This is a genomic window from Capnocytophaga canimorsus (genome assembly GCF_002302565.1).
GTDB classification, from domain to species: domain Bacteria; phylum Bacteroidota; class Bacteroidia; order Flavobacteriales; family Flavobacteriaceae; genus Capnocytophaga; species Capnocytophaga canimorsus.
In genome coordinates this window covers 991907-1011231 of record NZ_CP022382.1, presented here as the reverse complement: position 1 = coordinate 1011231, position 19325 = coordinate 991907, and the positions used below count along the sequence as shown (strand labels likewise).

Below are 19325 nucleotides of genomic sequence, written 5' to 3'. Positions count from 1 at the left end.
ATGGCAAAAGCAATAAAAAGACAAGGATTGGGGAGAGGACTATCTGCACTACTGAAAGACCCCGAAAACGACATAAAAACAGCAACCGATAAAAACGCCGATAAAGTAGTTGGACATATTGTGGAGTTGGAACTAAGTACTATTGAAGTCAACCCGTTTCAACCCCGAACCAGTTTCAATGAAGAGGCCTTACAAGAGTTAGCCTCGTCCATTAAAGAATTGGGAGTAATACAGCCCATTACGGTGCGTAAAATTGATTTTAATAAATATCAATTGGTTTCGGGTGAACGTCGTTTTCGTGCCTCAAAGTTGTTGGGGTTAGAAACCATTCCAGCTTACATTCGCATTGCTAACGACCAAGAATCTCTTGAAATGGCGTTGGTGGAAAATATCCAACGACAAGATTTGGATCCTATTGAAATTGCGCTTTCTTATCAACGCCTCATTGATGAGGTTAAGCTCACCCAAGAGCAAATGAGTGAACGTGTTGGGAAAAAACGCTCTACCATTACCAATTACTTACGTCTTTTGAAACTTAGCCCGATTATACAAACCGGAATTCGCGACGGTTTTATCACTATGGGGCACGGACGAGCCATTATCAATATTGAAAACCCTGACCAACAAGCGGATATCTATCATAAAATCATCAGCGATAACCTATCGGTTCGTGATACCGAAGAGTTGGTGCGAAAATTACAAAATCCGCAAATAGAAGTGCCCAAATCACGTGTGGTTAGCAACACTCCAGCTTATGTTCAAGAAGCAGTTGAAAGCTTGAACCAATTTTTAGGTACAAAGGTTACTATCAAATTGAGCAAAAATGGCAAGGGTTCGTTGGTAATTCCTTTCTCTTCGGAGGATGATTTTAACCGCATTCAACAATTATTTAAGAAAAATGATTAAGTATTTTGTTTTCATAATAGGTTTCCTATGTCTGCAAACTTCTCTGGCTCAAAATAAAAAAGTAGCTGATAGTTTGCAGGTAAAGGTTACCGATGTGCAAAAACAAATCACTTGGAATACCGACCCACTGTCTCCAGCACGAGCTGCCTTTTACTCGGCTATTTTTCCTGGGCTGGGGCAAATCTATAACAAAAGTTATTGGAAAGTACCTTTGGTGTACGGAGCCCTTGGTACTACCGTCTATTTCTATATGAGAAATAGTAAAGAGTTTGATCGTTATCAAACGGCTTACAAAAGAAGAGTAGCAGGCTTTACCGATGATGAATTTTTTGGTGATCGAGGTGATGGACAACCTCGTCTAAGCACCGATGGCTTACGCCGTGCTCAGCAATTTTATCGTCGTAACAAAGAACTTTCCTTATTGTTTTTAGTAGGCTTCTATGCGCTTAATATTGTAGATGCTAATGTTGATGCGCATTTGAAGCAATTCAATGTTGATGAAAACATCACTTTGGAACCTTTTCTAAGCACCGATGATATCACTTCGGGTGTGCAGTATGGGCTCAGTTTGCAAATCCGCTTCTAAATTTTAATCAAAACATCTCCAACCGATGAAAATAGCCTTACTCGGATACGGAAAAATGGGAAAAACCATTGAACAAATAGCTCTTAAACGAGGGCACGAAATTGTACTTATTGTAGATAAAGAAACTCAAAGCTATGATATTGGTCAGGCACAAGTAGCTATTGAATTTAGCACTCCTGAGAGTGCGTTTAAAAATATTTCCAATGCTTTAACACATCAGATTCCAACAGTGGCAGGAACCACGGGTTGGTTAAAGCATTATCCCCAAGCTACTGCGTTGTGCCATCAATATCAAACGGCTTTTCTGTATGCATCGAACTTTAGCATTGGGGTTAACCTTTTTTTTGAGCTAAATAAGGTGTTGGCACAAATGATGGCAAAATTAGAAGAATATGATGTTTCCATTGAAGAAATTCATCATACTCAGAAGTTAGATGCTCCCAGCGGTACAGCTATTACTTTAGCAGAAGATATTATAGCTTATGGTAAAAAAATAGGGTGGCAATTAAGTGAAAGTAAAGGGGATAAAATCAATATTTCAGCACTGCGCATCGGAAACACTCCTGGTACACATACTGTAAGCTATAAAAGCATCATTGACACTATTGATATAAAGCATACAGCGCATTCACGTGAGGGATTTGCCCTTGGTGCGGTATTGGCTGCTGAATGGATTTTGGGTAAAAGAGGTGTTTTTTCAATGAAAGACGTGCTTTGGGGCAATCAATAAGCCAAAAAATGGAAAAAGAAATCATACTAATTACTGGAGCTAACGGAATGTTAGCCAAAAAGTTAGAAAAAAGTCTTTCTTTTAACTACCAAGTTCGTTTTTTAAGCCGTTCTCCGAAAAGAGAAAATGAATACCGTTGGGATATTGAAAATGAATATATTGACCCCAAGAGTCTGTTTGGGGTAAACCACGTGATTCATTTGGCAGGGACTTCCATTGGCGAAAAACGATGGACTAAGGCTCGAAAGAAAAGTATATTAAGTAGTAGGGTAAACTCGGCGAAGCTTCTTTTAAAAGCTTTTATAGAAAATCATCTTGTTTTAAAAACCTTCATAAGTGCTTCAGCCGTTGGGTACTATGGAACAAAAACAACATCAACCATATACAAAGAAAATGACCCAGCCGGAGATGACTTTTTAAGTCAAGTTTGTCAAGCTTGGGAAAAAGTAGCTTTTGATTTTAGAGCGATTACTCAACGTGTGGTCATTTTTCGCTTTGGGGTAATTATTGATAAACAAGGCGGTATGCTAAACAAAATATTGCCTCTTGCTCGATACCGATTAAATCCTGTGATTGGTAGTGGGAAGCAATACCTACCTTGGATAGCCATTGATGATTTAACTGAAATGATTATCTATGGTCTGAAAACTTCTCAATTAGAAGGGATTTATAACGCAGTAGCCCCTTCACACGTAACCCATAGAGAGTTTAATCACATCTTGTCTGAGCAATTGAATCGTAAAAATATACTTCCTGATTTACCTGCTTTCATTTTGCGATTGGTTTTAGGCGAAATGTCGGTATTAGTTTTGGAAGGAAGTCGTGTGGATAGTCAAAAGATACAACAAAAAGGGTTTCGTTTTAAGTATCCGTACCTTTCTGATGCCTTAAAAAAAGAGTTATCTGAAAAATAAGAATTTAAAAACGCTTATTTTTCTGTGGCATAACTTTGATTCACTCCTGAAAAAATATCTCATCATACTTTTTACAAAACAACTTTTTTTCGATTTGATAGGTTGGGGTTTAATTGCTAACTTGCGCCCTCATTTGCAAAAACACAAATATGGCAAAAATAGGCAATCTTGATTTGGGGGAATTTCCGTTATTGTTAGCTCCGATGGAAGATGTAAGCGACCCTCCCTTTCGCAGACTTTGTAAAATTCACGGAGCAGATATGCTATACAGCGAATTTATTTCTTCGGAGGGATTGATACGCAATGCCATTAAGAGTAAACAAAAATTAGATATTTTCGACTACGAACGTCCAGTGGGCATACAAATTTTCGGAGGAGACGAGGAGGCAATGGCGCTTTCAGCAAAAATTGTAGAAACGGTCAATCCAGATTTGTTAGATATCAATTTTGGTTGTCCTGTAAAAAAAGTAGTCTGTAAAGGAGCAGGAGCAGGAGTTTTAAAAGACATTGACTTGATGGTTCGTCTTACCAAAGCAGTGGTAAATAGTACTCATCTTCCCGTAACGGTGAAAACTCGTTTGGGTTGGGATGAAAACTCCATAAATATTGATGAAGTGGCTGAACGTCTGCAAGATGTGGGGATTAAAGCACTTTCTATACACGCGCGTACTCGTGCTCAACTTTACAAAGGACATTCAGACTGGTCGCATATTGCTCGAATTAAGGAAAATCCTCGAATTCACATTCCTATTTTTGGCAATGGAGATATTGATTCTCCTGAAAAAGCTTTGGAATATCGCCAAAAATACGGGGTAGATGGTATTATGATAGGCAGAGCTGCCATAGGCTATCCTTGGATTTTCAACGAAATCAAACATTTTTTTAAAACAGGTGAAAAACTGCCCTCTCCCACAATATCCGATAGGGTTCAAGCAGCACGTAATCACCTGATTTGGTCAGTAGAATGGAAAGGAGAACGTCAAGGCGTTTTAGAAATGCGCCGTCATTACACCAATTATTTTAAAGGAATCCCTAATTTTAAAGAATACCGTCAAAAAATAGTAACACTTAACCACGTCGCTGAAATTTTGGAAGTGATGGAGCAGGTGGTTCAGGAGTTTAAGTAAAAAGGATAAAGTAAAAAGGATAAAGAACCAAGTAACAAGTAGCAATTTCTAATCTCTAATTCCTTTTTTCTATTGCCTGAGAAACAAAATTTCTTTGTGAAAAAATCTTAATTTTTTAAGGTGTTTAATCGTCATTTTTTTTCATATTTCTACAGAATCATTATATTTGCCTACAAACCGTAAGGGTATGAAAAAAAAGCACATTAAAATTCTCTTGGCAGATGATGAGCCCGATATCCTTGAGATTGTGGGCTATAACCTAATGGAAGAGGGTTATCAAATCATTAAGGCAAAAAACGGATTAGAAGCAGTGAAAAAAGCCGAAAAAGAACTGCCTCAATTGATCATTATGGATGTAATGATGCCCGAAATGGATGGTATTGAAGCCTGTGAACGTATCCGTAAAATACCTGAGCTTTCCCATACGGTTATTGCTTTTTTAACGGCTCGGGGTGAAGATTATTCGCTGTTGGCTGGTTTTGAAGCTGGAGCCGATGATTACATTACTAAACCTATAAAACCCAAAGTATTGGTTAGTAAGGTAAAAGCCTTGTTGCGTAGGTTTAAAGACGAAAGTGACCCCGCTGTAATAACCTCTTTTGGGGAATTGACCATCGACCGAGAGGAGTATAAAATCACGCTAAAAGGAGAAGAAATGGTACTTCCACGAAAGGAATTTGAACTATTGGCATTGTTGGCTTCTCGCCCTGGCAAAGTTTTCAAAAGAGAAGATATTTTAGATGCCGTTTGGGGAAGTGAAGTAGTGGTTGGCGGACGAACCATAGATGTGCACATTCGTAAACTTCGAGAAAAGATAGGCGATGATTATTTTGTAACCATCAAAGGGGTGGGGTATAAATTTGTCCACTAATGGCTCGAAGATTAAAAAAATCCTACCGATTTGCCTTAAAATCAGCGACTCTCATTACTATAGGTACTACCCTTTTAATGATTGCTTTTTTCTATTTTTCGCCTAACATTTGGTGGTTGATTTTTTTTGCATTGCTTACCTTTGGTTTTTCTTTTTTTGTGCTTCAATATCGGGTGGAAAAATTCATATACAAACGCATCAAAAAGATTTACAATGATGTGGCTCTGTTACAAAACACCGATTTTGAAAACAGAACCATCACTACCGATATTCGTGCGCTAAGCGAGGAAATTAGCCGATTTGCACACGATAAAAAGGTAGAAATCGAATCCTTAAAAATACGTGAAGATTATCGTAAGGAATATATCGGTAATATTTCGCACGAGTTAAATACCCCTCTTTTTACGGTACAGAGCTATATCCTCACGCTTTTAGATGGTACTATTGAAAATAAAACGGTTCGTAAAAAGTACTTATTACGAGCTGCTAAAGGTGTAGAACGCCTCATTTATGTGGTTAAGGATTTGGAAATGATTTCAAAACTGGAAGCAGGCGAATTGCATCTGGATTTCGAGCGGTTTGATATTGTGGAAGTTATTCAAAATGTTTTTGATATGCTTGAAATACAAGCCTCAAAACGCCAAATAACGCTAACTTTTGATAATCATTATCCTGCTATTTATGTGTATGCCGACAAAGAACGGGTTCAGCAAGTGATTGCCAATTTAGTAATTAACTCCATCAAATACGGAAAAGATAACGGAACTACTGAAATTGCATTGGAAGACGCTCCTTCAGGAAGGGTTATTATACGTATTACCGACAATGGTGAAGGCATTGCTAAAGAACACCTTAAGCGCCTTTTTGAGCGGTTTTATCGAGTGGATAAAAGTGGAAATCGAAAGCAGGGCGGTTCAGGCTTAGGTTTATCCATTGTAAAACACATTTTGGAAGCCCACCGACAAAAAATTTATGTAGAAAGTGTATTAGGCGTAGGTTCTGAATTTTCTTTTACCCTCATAAAAACCGATTAAAAATCAAATTTCTTACGTTTTAATTATTTTACATATCTTTGCCCCTCAAGAAAATCAACACTATGGAAAAAGTTATTGACGAATCAAAGCAAGGACAAAGTCTTGTTTTGAAAGAAAATACGAACAATCACAAAAAATTATATATAGAAAGTTACGGCTGTCAGATGAATTTTTCAGATAGCGAAATTGTAGCCTCCATTCTCTCCGAGCAAGGATACAACACCACACAAACGCTCGAAGAAGCCGATTTAGTTTTAGTAAATACGTGTTCCATTCGCGAAAAAGCCGAACAAACCATTCGTAAGCGATTGGAACAATTCAATGCCATCAAAAGAAATCGTCCTGCAATGAAAGTAGGAGTGTTGGGCTGTATGGCTGAACGCCTAAAACACGCTTTTCTGGAAGAAGAAAAAATCGTAGATATGGTGGTAGGACCTGACGCTTACAAAGATTTACCCAATCTTTTGCAAGAAGTAGAAGGCGGACGCGAAGCCGTAAACGTAATTCTTTCCAAAGATGAAACCTATGCTGACATTTCTCCTATTCGCCTCAATAGCAATGGAGTAACTGCCTTTGTTTCCATTACACGCGGTTGCGACAATATGTGTACGTTTTGTATTGTTCCTTTTACACGCGGACGCGAACGCAGTCGCGACCCTTTTTCTATCTTAAATGAAATCAAGGATTTAGAAGAAAGAGGCTTTAAGGAAATCACGCTTTTGGGTCAGAATGTGGACAGCTATCTTTGGTATGGTGGCGGACTGAAAAAAGATTTCGATAAAGCCAGTGAAATGCAGAAAGCCACTGCTGTAAATTTCGCAAAACTACTTGATATGGTGGCAATTGCTTACCCAAAGATGCGTATCCGTTTTTCCACATCTAATCCACAAGATATGACTCTTGATGTGATTGACACGATGGCAAAACATCACAATATTTGCAAATATATTCACTTGCCTGTACAAAGCGGAAGCAATCGTATCTTAAAGGCAATGAACCGATTACATACAAGAGAAGAGTATTTCACATTGATTGATAATATCCGAAAACGCATTCCTGAATGTGCTATTTCACAAGATATGATTGCTGGATTTCCCACAGAAACTGAAGCCGACCACCAAGATACGCTTTCGCTGATGGAATACGTAAAATACGACTTCGGATTTATGTTTGCCTATTCAGAACGACCAGGAACACTTGCTGCACGTAAGATAGAAGATGATGTTCCTGAGGAAGTTAAGAAACGTCGTCTTTCTGAAATTATTGATTTACAGCAAAAACACAGCTTACTTCGCACACAAGAGAAAGTCGGACAGATTTGCGAAGTGCTTATCGAAGGAAACTCTAAAAAATCAGACACCCAATGGATGGGACGAAACACGCAAAACACCGTAGTAGTATTTCCGAAGGAACATTACAAAGTAGGTGATTTTGTGAACGTTAAAATAGAAAGTTGTACCTCAACCACCCTTATCGGAAAAGCTATCGGGTATAGCGATATGAACTAATCTTTTGAAAATCATATTTGTATGGAGAAAATAGCCAGTTTTTGTATTGACCACCTGAAAATGAAGCGAGGAATTTATGTTTCTCGTAAAGATTATGTTGGAAATGAAGTGCTTACTTCATTCGATATTCGTATGAAATTGCCTTATCGTGAGCCTGTTTTAGGAGCTGCCGAAATTCACACGATTGAACATTTAGCAGCCACTTGGCTTCGAAATAGCTCTTGGAAAGACAAAATCATCTATTGGGGACCAATGGGTTGCCAAACAGGAAATTATTTGATTTTGGCTGGGGATTATTCTTCAAAGGATATTGTTCCGTTGATTACAGATTTATTCAAATATATGGCTGATTTTGAAGGTGAAATACCTGGTGCGTCAGCTTTAGAATGCGGAAATTTTTATAACAACAATTTGCCAATGGCAAAATATGAAGCCAAAAAGTATTTGGAAGAAGTGCTTTACCACTTGAAAGAAGAAAATTTGGTTTATCCTAAATAGTGTTTACCTAATGATATCAAGAAATCCTGAAAAATTTTCATCACTGAAAGAAATTTTTCAGGATTTTTTTTGTTTTTGTGCTTAGGGTCAAATCTAAAATCGTTTACTTTTCATATTTTTGTGGTTTAACAAGCCTAAAATTAGCCCAATGCAAAAGAAACGACTTTTTTTATTAGATGCCTACGCTTTGATTTTCAGAGGATATTATGCTTTTATCAAAAATCCGAGAATCAATTCAAAAGGGCTAAATACCTCTGCCATTCTCGGATTTATGAATTCGTTATTGGAGGTTATCAAAAAAGAACGCCCCGATCATTTGGCTGTAGCATTCGATAAAGGAGGCAGTGTTGAGCGTACCGAAATGTTTCAGGCATACAAAGCTCATCGGGAAGAAACCCCCGAAGCTATTCGCCTTGCCATTCCGTATATTTGGGAAATTTTACAAGCCTTGCACATTCCTATTTTGGTAAAGGAAGGATTTGAGGCGGATGATATTATCGGAACTTTGGCAAAAAAAGCCGAAAAACAAGGCTATTTGGTATATATGGTTACTCCAGATAAAGATTTCGCTCAATTGGTATCCGAAAATATTTTTATGTATCGTCCTTCACGTTCGGGAAATGATGCAGAAATTTGGGGAGTGCCCGAAGTCCAAGAAAAGTTTGGAGTGCAAACCCCTGAGCAGGTTATTGATTTTTTAGGAATGATGGGCGATACTGCCGACAATATTCCTGGGCTTCCGGGGGTTGGAGAAAAAACAGCAAAAAAGCTTTTGGCAGATTTCGGAAGTTTGGAAAACCTGCTGTCTAATACTCATAAACTCAAAGGTAAACTTCGTGAGAATATTGAAAACAATGCTGAATTAGGCATACTTTCTAAAAAATTGGCACGTATTATTTTAGATGTTCCTGTGGAATTTAATGAGCGTGATTTTGAGATCTCAAAACCCGATATGGAGCAGGTAACCAAAATTTTTGAGGACTTGGAGTTTAGGCAATTACTTCAAAATCTGATTAAAACCTATCAAAATGCTACAGAGCAAACCCAAGCCATTCAAACGGATTTATTTGAAGGAGAATCTTTATCGGAGCGCAAAAACATTCAAAACACGCCCCATTTTTATCAGTTGGTAGATACTCCCATAGCTCGGAAAATATTATTACAGAACTTGTTAAGCCAATCTGAAGTTTGTTTCGATACCGAAACCACCGATTTGGATAGCCTACAAGCCGAACTAGTCGGCATTGCTTTTTCGTGGCATCAAGGGAAAGGGTATTATTTGCCTCTGCCTGAAAATCCTGCCCAAACTCAAGAAATATTACAAGAGTTTAAAATCTTCTTTGAAAATGAGCAGATTACCAAAGTGGGGCAAAATTTGAAATACGATATCAAGGTGCTTGCCAATTACGGCATTGAAGTAAAAGGCAATTTGTTTGACACAATGGTAGCTCATTATCTAATCAATCCTGATATGCGCCATAATATGGATGTGCTTTCCCAAACCTATTTGAATTATTCGCCCATTCCTATTGAAAATCTTATCGGTAAGAAAGGAAGTGGGCAGCTGTCTATGCGTTGGGTGGCGCTGGAAGACCAAAAAGAATATGCTGTGGAAGATGCCGATATCACTTGGCAACTCAAAGACCTTTTCCGAGAAAAACTACAACAAACCCATACCGCTAGTTTGTATACTGATTTGGAAGCGCCTCTTATACGAGTGTTGGCTAAGATGGAATTGGAAGGTATAGCTCTGAATACCGATTTTTTAAAAACACTTTCCGTTACTTTAGATGAAGACATCTCTACATTAGAAGACGCTATTTTTGCCTTAGCTGGAGAAACATTCAATTTGGCTTCCCCAAAACAATTGGGCGATATCTTGTTTGAAAAGCTTAAAATTGCGGATAAACCTAAAAAGACAAAAACGGGGCAATATGCTACCTCTGAGGCAATACTCTCCGATTTTGCTGAGCATCACCCTATTGTTGCTCAAATTCTGGAATGGCGTCAGCTACAGAAACTTAAAAGTACTTATGTAGATGCACTTCCTTTGGAGGTAAACCCTAAAACAGGTCGGGTACATACCACTTATATGCAAACGGTTGCTGCCACTGGAAGGCTCAGTAGCAATAACCCCAATTTACAAAATATCCCTATTCGTACCCCACGAGGGCAACAAATACGTAAAGCCTTTGTAGCACGAGATGAAAATCACGTATTATTAGCCGCCGACTATTCACAAATTGAATTGCGTATCATTGCCTCACTTAGCCAAGAACCCAATATGATAAAGGCATTTAATCAAGGAGAAGACATCCACCGTGCTACGGCTTCTCAAGTGTTTGGCGTTCCTATCAGTGAGGTGACCCGTGAGCAACGTAGCCACGCCAAAACGGTCAACTTTGGTATCATTTATGGCGTATCTGCCTTTGGGTTAAGTAATCAAACCGAACTTTCTCGCTCAGAGAGCAAACAACTGATAGATACCTATTATGCGACCTATCCTAACCTTAGGGGGTATATAAACAAACAAATTGCCTTTGCACAAGAACACGGCTATGTAGAAACCATTTTAGGTAGAAGACGTTATCTGCCTGATATTCATTCGAAAAACCAAGTGGTTCGCAGTGCTGCCGAGCGTAATGCGGTTAACGCACCCATTCAAGGCAGTGCCGCCGATATTATCAAAATTGCAATGATTCGAATTCAAAATCGATTAGAAAAAGAAAATTTCCAAACCAAAATGTTATTGCAAGTACACGACGAGTTGGTATTCGATGTGCCAAAATCAGAACTTGAAGCCGTAAAGAAAGCAATCCAATCCGAAATGGAAAATGCCTATTCACTGACTGTTCCATTGGTAGTTGATTTGGGAGAAGGAGACAACTGGCTTGAAGCGCATTAAGATTTGAAAAATCTAAAAAAATTAAAAGATTGAAAAGTTTGAAATAGGGTAGGTGTGCCAAAATTGTCAAACGTGAGTTCGTTTATTTGGGTTGTCTTTTAACTTGAAAATTGGTAAAATTCCGTAAATTAAGTTTAGAACCACATAGATGCATTAGAAAAAACGATGTTTCTATGTGGTTTCAATTAAAAAAGGTATTCGTGTATTTGACCCAAAAAATAGACTAAAAGAATTTGGTTTTTGCACCAAAAGTATTACCTTGCTCACGTATTAAAATCAGTAAAGTTTATGATAACAACACCCATTATTATTGTAGTCGTTTTGTTTGTGATTTTTTCATTGTTTTTTACCGTAAAGCAACAAACGGCAGTTTCAGTAGAGCGTTTTGGTAAGTTCCAAAGCATACGCCATTCGGGTTTACAAATTAAAATCCCGATAATTGACAAAGTGGCTGCACGTATCAGCCTAAAAATTCAGCAATTAGATGTAATTGTTGAAACCAAAACTTTGGACGATGTATTCGTTAAAATCAAGGTTTCGGTGCAGTATGTGGTCATTAAAGATAAGGTTTACGATGCCATCTATCGCTTGGAATATCCGCACGACCAAATTACCAGCTATGTGTTTGATGTGGTACGTGCCGAAGTACCCAAAATGCGCCTTGATGATGTTTTTGTAAAAAAAGATGATATTGCCATTGCCGTAAAACGCGAAGTGCAAGAAGCGATGGAAACTTACGGGTACGATATTATCAAAACCTTGGTTACCGATATTGACCCTGATGCTCAAGTGAAAGCAGCGATGAACCGCATCAATGCTGCCGAGCGTGAAAAAGTAGCTGCTCAGTACGAAGGAGATGCACAACGTATTTTGATTGTAGAAAAGGCAAAAGCCGAAGCCGAAAGTAAGCGTCTGCAAGGGCAGGGGATTGCCGACCAGCGCCGAGAGATTGCTCGTGGTTTGGTTGAAAGCGTTGATGTGCTTAACAAAGTAGGTATCAGCTCACAAGAGGCATCGGCACTTATTGTGGTAACTCAGCATTACGATACGCTTCAAGCTGTTGGTCAAGACACTAATAGCAATCTGATATTATTGCCCAACTCGCCACAGGCTGGAAGTGAAATGCTTAATAATATGATTGCTTCCTTTGCGGCTTCCAATCAAATTGGCGAAATGATGAAAAAGAACCATAAGGACAATAATTCATAAGAGAAATTAAATACAGGAGAGAATGTAAAGTCTGTACAAGTTTGTACAGACTTTATTTTTTATTAAAATGATGTGTTTGTCTATTTTACAAATCTTTGTTACATTTGTCGCAACCTAAAAACAGCATTGTATGGCATATTTCTATATTTTTATCATTGCACAACTCATTACCGGATTATTTTTTTGGAAAGGATTTGTAAAAGCGGGGTATAAACCTTGGTTAGCGTTCGTTCCTGTTTATAATCACGTGATTTTTTTACGTATTATTGAGCGTCCTTGGTGGTGGGTATTTCTGTTGTATCTTCCAGTAATAGGAAATATTATGATGGTAGTGATGACTTACGAGTGGTTTCACGTTTTCGGGTATCGAAAAAAGCGTTATACCTTGTTTGCTGTGCTTACTTTGGGGTTATACACTGCTTATGTTAACTATTTGTCTCAAACACAATACATAGGCAAAGATGAATCGGAAATCAAAAAGAATGTTTCTCCGTGGATAAGTGCCGTACTTTTTGCTGTGGTGGCTGCCTCTGCCATTCATACGTATTTTATGCAGCCGTATATGATTCCGACTTCCTCTTTGGAGAAAACTCTTTTGGTAGGTGATTTTCTCTTTGTTAGCAAATTTCATTATGGCGTTCGCGTTCCTACTACGCCTTTGGCTTTGCCTATGGTTCACGATTCTATTCCGTTGGTGGGAACAAAATCGTATTTAAAATTCCCTCAGTTGCCTTATTTGCGTTTACCTGCCTTGCAAAAAATTGAACGTAATGATATTACAGTTTTTAATTGGCCTGCTGATACGGTACGTTTCTTCCGTGATGATTCTAAAATTCACGTGGATAAGCCTGTGGACAAACGTTCTAATTACGTAAAACGAACGGTAGCCGTACCTGGCGATGTTTTTGAAATCAGAGATGGCGATGTTTACATCAATGGGAAACAAGAAGTTTATCCAGTTCGGGCGAAATTGCAGTATTCGTATGTGTTACAAACCAAACCTAGTATAGCAAAGCTTACTCCTGAATTTATGTATAAGCAATATGGGATTACCGATAATTTTGGGGAAGTTCAGCCTAATGTGTATTTGTTTTCAGCACTTACCGATGAGGTAGCGGCAAAACTCAAAGCTTTACCTAATGTGATTTCGTTAACCAAACGCATCACTCCCAAAGGAGATTATAATTCGTCTATATTTCCACATACGCCCAAGTATGCTTGGAATGAAGATAATTACGGCCCAGTAACCATTCCTGCCAAAGGGCAAACCATAACTCTAACTTCGGATAATTTGCCACTTTATGAGCGTATCATTCGCGTGTATGAAAATAATAAATTAGAGGTTAAAGAGGGAACCATTTATATCAATAACACCCCTACAAATCAATATACTTTTACGTACGATTATTACTGGATGATGGGGGATAATCGTCATAACTCAGAGGATAGTCGTTTCTGGGGATTTGTTCCAGAGGATCACATTCTAGGTAAGCCTGTAATGGTTTGGATGAGTTTGGATAGGAATGCTTCGGGCTTGAATAAAATCCGTTGGGATAGGCTTTTCACTACCGTTAATGGGGAAGGAGAACCTGTTTCATACCGATATTACGCACTTATTATCATTGTTTTGGTTTGGGGTGGATATGAATTTTATTCCAGAAAAAGAAAGAAAGCCAAGGAAAATCAATAATTTCTTGTTTCCCAAAAGGTTCAAAAATCAATAAATCAGGATATGATAACGCATAGTGTATTAGTTCACCCCACCTATTTTCCGAGTATTGCTCAATTTCATTTGATGCTCACGCATCCTTGCGTTTTAGAAGTGTCGGATAACTATCAAAAACAAACCCTCCGAAATCGAGCCTATATTTACGGGGCTAACGGCAAACAAGCGTTAAATTTGCCCATTAAGCACGTAGGAGGGGAAACAGGGCGACAACTTTTCAAAGATGTTCGTGTGGAAAATCATTTTCCTTGGCAGCGATTGCATTGGAAAAGTCTCGAAACAGCCTACCGAACCTCGCCTTTTTTCGAATATTATGAAGATGATTTATTGCCACTTTTTGAGAAGAAATATACTTTTCTGTTGGATGTAAATATGGATACGATTCAAACCCTATTGGCTTGTTTGCAAACAGATGTCCATTTCGATAAAACAAAAAGTTATGAAGCAGCCCCTAATGAGGTTAAAGATTTTCGATTCTTAACTTCAGCCAAAAAAGAACTTCCTGTTGAAACAGAGCAGTATTATCAGATTTTTGCAGATAAACACGGTTTTTTATCCAATTTAAGTATTTTGGATTTGCTTTTCCATGAGGGAATGAATACAGTGAACTACTTACAAAATCAGGTACGCATCAATGGGTAAACAGACGAAAAACCTTTTATAAAACTATTTTTCAGTATATTACTTAAACTTAAAATTCAAAACACCCGAAAAATTAAGTATTTTTCGGGTGTTTTTTGTTTGATATTTTAGTTTCTGTAAGATTAACTAATACTATTTCGAATTTAAAATTACTGAAATAAAAGTCTCTGACTTCAGAAGGACACGGAGTTGAAACATCAAATAATTTTTGCAATAAAATTGAAAAATATTACTTAAAAACTTTTATTATAAGTTAATTACATATTTTTAGTAAGATAGTCCACAAATTTGTTTCCGTCGAAAAACTCTTTTAAAACAACTTTTATCACGGTGTAAGCAGGTACGGCAACTACCATTCCTGTAATGCCAAAGAGCGTTCCACTAGCAATAATTACTAAGAAAATTTCTAAAGGGCTTGATTTTACAGAGTTGGAAAATATCAGCGGCTGACTGAAAAAATTGTCAATAAGTTGCCCAATTAAAAATCCAATCATTACATAAATAGTTTTAGGAAGCATTACCGTACTGAAATCATTTCCTATAAAGCCTGTCATTGTTAGGAAAGCCATCAGTCCGAAACCGATAACTGGACCTATATACGGAATCAAATTGAGTAGCGAACATAAAAAAGCAATGATGAAAGCGTTTTGAACCCCAAAAATGAGTAAAACTATGGTGTAAATTACAAATAAAATACCGATTTGCAAAATAATACCCACAAAGTAACGCGAAAGTAAGTCATTTGTCTTTTCAATAGAGGCTTCCGATTGCTCAATATGGCTTTTTGAAATGAGCGCAAGAACAGATTGTAGCATTTTGCTTCCGTCTTTTAGGAAAAAGAACGAAATAAAAAGTACGGAGAAAAATCCCATTCCGAAACTCCCAATAAAGCCAACGGTTGAATTTATAATACCAGGGAAATCTATGGCTTTTAACATTTTGGAAACATCTAAGGGAGGGACTTTTTCAATTCCTAAATTATCTACAATCTGTTGCATTAAATGCTCCATGTTGATTTTAAGTTGATCAATGTCCAACAGGGACAGGCTTTGGCTTTGGGCAATGAGTAGCGGAATGAATAAGCTAAATACGCCCAAACTGATAATCAGAAATAAAAGCATAGTAATTATCACACAAATTACCCGATTTCTAATTCTTACTTTCTTATACAAGAAACGTACAATCGGTTTCCCTATTAGCGTGATAACCAGTGAAATGACGATGTAAATGATAAGTGATTTCAATAGGTATAAGGCATAAAGCAAGAGTGCTGCTAACAGTAGGGTAACCACAGCTCGGATGATGCCATTTGCAATCATTTTTGAATTCATAATTATTTATTTTAAGTTAAACTACTCATTACCGAAACTGTATGACAAGCCACAATAGCCGCTGTTTCGGTTCTTAATCGGTTGTTACCTAATGATATAGGTGTGAAATTTTCTGATAAAGCCTTTTGAATTTCAAATGCTGAAAAATCGCCTTCTGGGCCAATAAGTATGGTCAATCGTTCGGGAACGGATTGTATTTCAGTGGCTAAGGCTTTCTTTTCATTTTCCTGGCAATGTGCAATAAATTTGCTCCCCTTTTCGTTTTTCATCTGCTCAAAAAAATCCGATGAGCTAATTGTTGGATGTAAAATAGGCAAATGATATTGTAACGATTGTTTCATTGCCGAAAGAATAATTTTTTCGAATCGTTCGTTTTTTATGGTCTTTCGTTCTGAATTTTGGCAAATAATTGGGGTGATTTCATCTACTCCAATTTCAACTGCTTTTTCCAAAAACCATTCGTAACGTTCGTTCATTTTGGTAGGAGCAACTACCAAATGCAAATGATACGGATGTTTTTTTATTTCAGTAAAATTGGTTATCAAAACCTCACAGCGTTTTGCTGAAGCAAAGCTAATTTGCCCCTCAAAGCGCATACCTTTGCCATTGGTGATGTGTAGTAAATCTCCTTCTTTTTTGCGTAATACCTTTACAATGTGCTGACTTTCTTCCTTTTCAAAGCAAAACGAAGCGGTACTAGCACTGATTTGAGCGTGATAGAAAAGTTGCATTTTAAAAGACTATTTTTTCAACCAATTGTTTGAAAAATTGCAACTTTTGTATTCGCCGTTAATCATAATATGCGTTTTTTGGATATTTTCATTCATCCATTTTGCTATAGCTTTCAGTTGTTTTTCTTTAAGGGCTAAATCTTGAATTTTTACATAATCTTTAACAAAATCAGCCTTATGCTCCTCGTGTCGATTGGTTACTTGATAGATTTTGTAGCTCTTTTTGCCCGTACGATCTTCGTCAATGTAGGCTACGGATACCTCATTGTCTTTGAGCTTTGATACTTTATCGTATAGTTGTGGCTCCATTCGGGTAAGCTCAAATCGGGTGGATAAATCTTCTGGATTGATAAGTTGTCCTCCATCATTTCGAGTTTCTTTTTCATCGGAAAAATTACGTGCTGCCTGATCGAAGGTTAGCTCTCCATCAATAATACGTTTTCTGATTTTTTCAATTTTTTCTTTAGCCTCAACAAGTGCCTCGCGAGGAACATCAGGAATCATTAAAATGTGACGAACGCTTACTTCCTTTCCACGTATTTTATCCATTTGAATAATGTGCCAACCAAATTCGGACTTGAAAGGTTTTGAAATTTCACCTTCTTGTAAGCTAAAAGCTACATCTTTAAAGGTTTTGTCAAACATTGAAGCTCTATTAAAGGTTAAGACTTGCCCTCCTGTGGCTCTGTCTTGCGAGTATAAAATGGCTTTGGTAGAAAAACTACTTCCTGTGGTTTCCACATCAGCTTTGATTTCGTTAAGACGATGAATTACTTTTTGTACCTCTGAAGCAGGTGGAATAGGGTTTATCACGATTTGAGCAATTTCAAGCTCAGTACCGAAAGTAGGGCGTTCAGATTCGGGAATGTTATTGAAAAAATTACGAACCTCTTCAGGAGTTACTTCTACATCTTTCACAATTTTTGATTTCATTCTTTGTGATAATCCATTGATTTTGTGAATTTCAAAAAGTTCATCGCGTAAAGATTGTTCGTCTTCTTTTCGGTAAAATTCTACTACTTTTTTAATGTCGCCGAATGTTGCAGTTAGGCGCTCTACCTGTTGGTCAATGGCAGAACGAATTTCGGCATCTGATATTTCAATGCTATCTTGAACAGCTTGATGCGCATACAGTTTGTCTTCCATCAGTTTGCCTAACAACTGACAGCGTGTTATGTCTTTGATGTCCGTTCCGTGAGTTTTAAGTTCTAAAAAAGTTTTGTCAATATTTGATTCTAAAATCAAAAAATCGCCCACCACGGCAGCTACACCATCTACCTTTATGCGCTTTTGTGAGGGTTGAGCATCTTGCGCCCAAGTTCCTATGCTTAAAAATAAAGTGCTGATAGCTAATAAAATACTTCTATTCATAAATTTCAAATTGTTTTTTCTTAATGCCTGAGTTTAAAATATCTGTTTCGAGTTTTTTTACGAATTCCAACTTACGTTGGTTGAGAATAATTTGTTTTAGTGCGTTTTCCATATAATCCATAGGGGCTTGTTCCGAAATTCGAAGTACGTCCTTTACTTGAATGAGATATACTTGGTCATCTTCTTTATGTTCGATGAAAAAATTTCGACTTTCATTGATGTTTTTGTCTAAAAACGGAAAGCGCTTAATCACACTCTCTGTCTTTACCCAAGTGGAATCGTTCAGATAAATAGCAGGAAATTGAATGGAAATGGAGTCTAACTCTTTAATATCTTGTTGATTAAAACGTTTAAACTGTTCTCTTACTTTTTGTTGCCAATTATTTTGTTTTTCTATTTCCCTTTTTTGTTTTAGGGTCATTTTCTTTGTTTTATTATTATCTTCTCTTTTCGGAAATTGTACATACCGCAGTTTAATCAGTGATTCATTCAGCGTGAAAATATCCTTATTTTTCTCGTAGAAGTAGCTCATATCTTGTTTGTTGATAATAGTATCAATCGCATTGTTTATTAAAATTTCTTTATAAGCATTGGTGTATAAATCGCTACGATATTCATCGACCAATTTTTCAAAGTGAGCTTTTTTGTCTTCGGGGATATTACGTTGTGCGTTTTCTAGTAACAACTGATTGATAGCCCAATTATTGATATGGTTTTTTACGATGTTGATGCTATCTTCTGTAGTGTATTTTTTAGGCATAATGGCTGCAATATCAGAGGCAAAAAGATACTGCTCACCTACACGGGCAATAGCGTGTTTGGGCTCTTCTTGTACAAAATATTGACAAGAAGCAAATGCAATTATGCTAAAAAATATGAATATGTTCTTTTTCAAAATGGAAATCTATTTTTATTAAAGTCCTTACAAAATAGTAAGATAGAATGAACCATTTGGTTACATTTTAAAATGAGGTGCAATTTAATGAAAAAAATAGAATTCTATTATTGTTATTCAAATTTTTAGGATAATTATAGTAAATCTTTATAGTAGAGTACCTTTTTGATACTGATTGATGAGAAGAAAAGCATCCTATATTTTGGATTTTTAGGGTGATTTTTATATTTCAAGTACTACAAATTCCAAAAATTCTTATACGCAAATTTAGGTGATTTCTCTTTTAAATTTTGAAGTATAGAAAACAAAAATCTAGAGGATTTAAAAATAATAGGAAAGAA

General features: G+C 37.1%; 17 protein-coding genes. 13 read left to right on the top strand and 4 right to left on the bottom strand.

Annotation, left to right across the window (positions count from 1 at the left end; all coding sequences use genetic code 11):
• The 13 genes from CGC47_RS04415 to CGC47_RS04355 all read left to right on the top strand — a co-directional run bounded on the left by CGC47_RS04415 (window position 1) and on the right by CGC47_RS04355 (window position 14656).
• Window positions 1–906 carry a ParB/RepB/Spo0J family partition protein gene (locus CGC47_RS04415; RefSeq protein ID WP_044729859.1) on the top strand — a complete coding sequence of 302 codons (906 nt, stop codon included), beginning with the start codon at window positions 1–3 and terminating at the stop codon, window positions 904–906.
• A complete protein-coding gene (locus CGC47_RS04410) occupies window positions 899–1492 on the top strand; it encodes a DUF5683 domain-containing protein (RefSeq protein ID WP_172458712.1) in 594 nt (197 codons plus the stop codon). Before CGC47_RS04415 ends, CGC47_RS04410 begins: the two co-directional genes overlap by 8 nt.
• Before the next feature lie 25 nt (window positions 1493–1517).
• Window positions 1518–2222, top strand: a complete 705-nt coding sequence (dapB, locus tag CGC47_RS04405; RefSeq protein ID WP_042001558.1) for a 4-hydroxy-tetrahydrodipicolinate reductase — start codon at window positions 1518–1520, stop codon at window positions 2220–2222.
• Between the two features lie 8 nt (window positions 2223–2230).
• Window positions 2231–3136 (top strand): TIGR01777 family oxidoreductase, encoded by a 906-nt coding sequence (locus tag CGC47_RS04400; RefSeq protein WP_042001669.1) that lies wholly within the window; start codon window positions 2231–2233, stop codon window positions 3134–3136.
• A gap of 149 nt (window positions 3137–3285) precedes the next feature.
• Entirely contained in the window at window positions 3286–4263 is a 978-nt protein-coding gene (dusB, locus tag CGC47_RS04395) for a tRNA dihydrouridine synthase DusB (protein ID WP_095900040.1), read from the top strand.
• A gap of 187 nt (window positions 4264–4450) precedes the next feature.
• On the top strand, window positions 4451–5134 hold the full coding sequence (locus tag CGC47_RS04390) for a response regulator transcription factor (RefSeq protein ID WP_013997830.1): 684 nt from the start codon (window positions 4451–4453) through the stop codon (window positions 5132–5134).
• Window positions 5134–6168, top strand: a complete 1035-nt coding sequence (locus CGC47_RS04385) for a sensor histidine kinase (protein WP_095900039.1) — start codon at window positions 5134–5136, stop codon at window positions 6166–6168. Before CGC47_RS04390 ends, CGC47_RS04385 begins: the two co-directional genes overlap by 1 nt.
• Window positions 6169–6230: 62 nt before the next feature.
• Window positions 6231–7676 (top strand): tRNA (N6-isopentenyl adenosine(37)-C2)-methylthiotransferase MiaB, encoded by a 1446-nt coding sequence (gene miaB, locus CGC47_RS04380; protein ID WP_042001561.1) that lies wholly within the window; start codon window positions 6231–6233, stop codon window positions 7674–7676.
• A gap of 21 nt (window positions 7677–7697) precedes the next feature.
• On the top strand, window positions 7698–8174 hold the full coding sequence (locus CGC47_RS04375; protein WP_042001564.1) for an S-ribosylhomocysteine lyase: 477 nt from the start codon (window positions 7698–7700) through the stop codon (window positions 8172–8174).
• A gap of 148 nt (window positions 8175–8322) precedes the next feature.
• Window positions 8323–11079, top strand: a complete 2757-nt coding sequence (gene polA, locus CGC47_RS04370; RefSeq protein WP_042001566.1) for a DNA polymerase I — start codon at window positions 8323–8325, stop codon at window positions 11077–11079.
• A 288-nt stretch (window positions 11080–11367) separates the two neighbouring features.
• Complete coding sequence (locus CGC47_RS04365; protein ID WP_041985605.1) at window positions 11368–12288, top strand: SPFH domain-containing protein; 921 nt, start codon at window positions 11368–11370, stop codon at window positions 12286–12288.
• Window positions 12289–12418: 130 nt separating this feature from the next.
• Window positions 12419–13978 carry a signal peptidase I gene (gene lepB, locus CGC47_RS04360; protein WP_042001569.1) on the top strand — a complete coding sequence of 520 codons (1560 nt, stop codon included), beginning with the start codon at window positions 12419–12421 and terminating at the stop codon, window positions 13976–13978.
• A gap of 42 nt (window positions 13979–14020) precedes the next feature.
• The gene (locus CGC47_RS04355) at window positions 14021–14656 is read left to right on the top strand and encodes a WbqC family protein (RefSeq protein ID WP_042001572.1); all 636 of its coding nucleotides are present in this window, start codon (window positions 14021–14023) and stop codon (window positions 14654–14656) included.
• 257 nt (window positions 14657–14913) lie between these two features.
• Here CGC47_RS04355 and CGC47_RS04350 read toward each other — a convergent pair whose 3' ends face one another.
• From CGC47_RS04350 to CGC47_RS04335, 4 genes are read right to left on the bottom strand one after another with little or no spacing between them, the layout of a single operon-like run.
• Window positions 14914–15987 carry an AI-2E family transporter gene (locus CGC47_RS04350; protein WP_042001575.1) on the bottom strand — a complete coding sequence of 358 codons (1074 nt, stop codon included), beginning with the start codon at window positions 15985–15987 and terminating at the stop codon, window positions 14914–14916.
• 11 nt (window positions 15988–15998) lie between these two features.
• Entirely contained in the window at window positions 15999–16718 is a 720-nt protein-coding gene (locus tag CGC47_RS04345; RefSeq protein WP_042001578.1) for a 16S rRNA (uracil(1498)-N(3))-methyltransferase, read from the bottom strand.
• A gap of 9 nt (window positions 16719–16727) precedes the next feature.
• Window positions 16728–18089, bottom strand: a complete 1362-nt coding sequence (locus CGC47_RS04340; protein ID WP_042001581.1) for a peptidylprolyl isomerase — start codon at window positions 18087–18089, stop codon at window positions 16728–16730.
• Window positions 18082–18984 carry a hypothetical protein gene (locus tag CGC47_RS04335; protein WP_013997812.1) on the bottom strand — a complete coding sequence of 301 codons (903 nt, stop codon included), beginning with the start codon at window positions 18982–18984 and terminating at the stop codon, window positions 18082–18084. The genes CGC47_RS04340 and CGC47_RS04335 overlap by 8 nt, the downstream gene beginning before the upstream one ends.
• Between the last annotated feature and the right edge of the window lie 341 nt (window positions 18985–19325).

Bases quoted from the DNA above. Each gene is read 5' to 3' on its own strand.
- CGC47_RS04415 (WP_044729859.1), top strand. From the start codon at position 1: ATGGCAAAAGCAATAAAAAGACAAGGATTGGGGAGAGGACTATCTGCA.
- CGC47_RS04410 (WP_172458712.1), top strand. From the start codon at position 899: ATGATTAAGTATTTTGTTTTCATAATAGGTTTCCTATGTCTGCAAACT.
- dapB (WP_042001558.1), top strand. From the start codon at position 1,518: ATGAAAATAGCCTTACTCGGATACGGAAAAATGGGAAAAACCATTGAA.
- CGC47_RS04400 (WP_042001669.1), top strand. From the start codon at position 2,231: ATGGAAAAAGAAATCATACTAATTACTGGAGCTAACGGAATGTTAGCC.
- dusB (WP_095900040.1), top strand. From the start codon at position 3,286: ATGGCAAAAATAGGCAATCTTGATTTGGGGGAATTTCCGTTATTGTTA.
- CGC47_RS04390 (WP_013997830.1), top strand. From the start codon at position 4,451: ATGAAAAAAAAGCACATTAAAATTCTCTTGGCAGATGATGAGCCCGAT.
- CGC47_RS04385 (WP_095900039.1), top strand. From the start codon at position 5,134: ATGGCTCGAAGATTAAAAAAATCCTACCGATTTGCCTTAAAATCAGCG.
- miaB (WP_042001561.1), top strand. From the start codon at position 6,231: ATGGAAAAAGTTATTGACGAATCAAAGCAAGGACAAAGTCTTGTTTTG.
- CGC47_RS04375 (WP_042001564.1), top strand. From the start codon at position 7,698: ATGGAGAAAATAGCCAGTTTTTGTATTGACCACCTGAAAATGAAGCGA.
- polA (WP_042001566.1), top strand. From the start codon at position 8,323: ATGCAAAAGAAACGACTTTTTTTATTAGATGCCTACGCTTTGATTTTC.
- CGC47_RS04365 (WP_041985605.1), top strand. From the start codon at position 11,368: ATGATAACAACACCCATTATTATTGTAGTCGTTTTGTTTGTGATTTTT.
- lepB (WP_042001569.1), top strand. From the start codon at position 12,419: ATGGCATATTTCTATATTTTTATCATTGCACAACTCATTACCGGATTA.
- CGC47_RS04355 (WP_042001572.1), top strand. From the start codon at position 14,021: ATGATAACGCATAGTGTATTAGTTCACCCCACCTATTTTCCGAGTATT.
- CGC47_RS04350 (WP_042001575.1), bottom strand. From the start codon at position 15,987: ATGAATTCAAAAATGATTGCAAATGGCATCATCCGAGCTGTGGTTACC.
- CGC47_RS04345 (WP_042001578.1), bottom strand. From the start codon at position 16,718: ATGCAACTTTTCTATCACGCTCAAATCAGTGCTAGTACCGCTTCGTTT.
- CGC47_RS04340 (WP_042001581.1), bottom strand. From the start codon at position 18,089: ATGAATAGAAGTATTTTATTAGCTATCAGCACTTTATTTTTAAGCATA.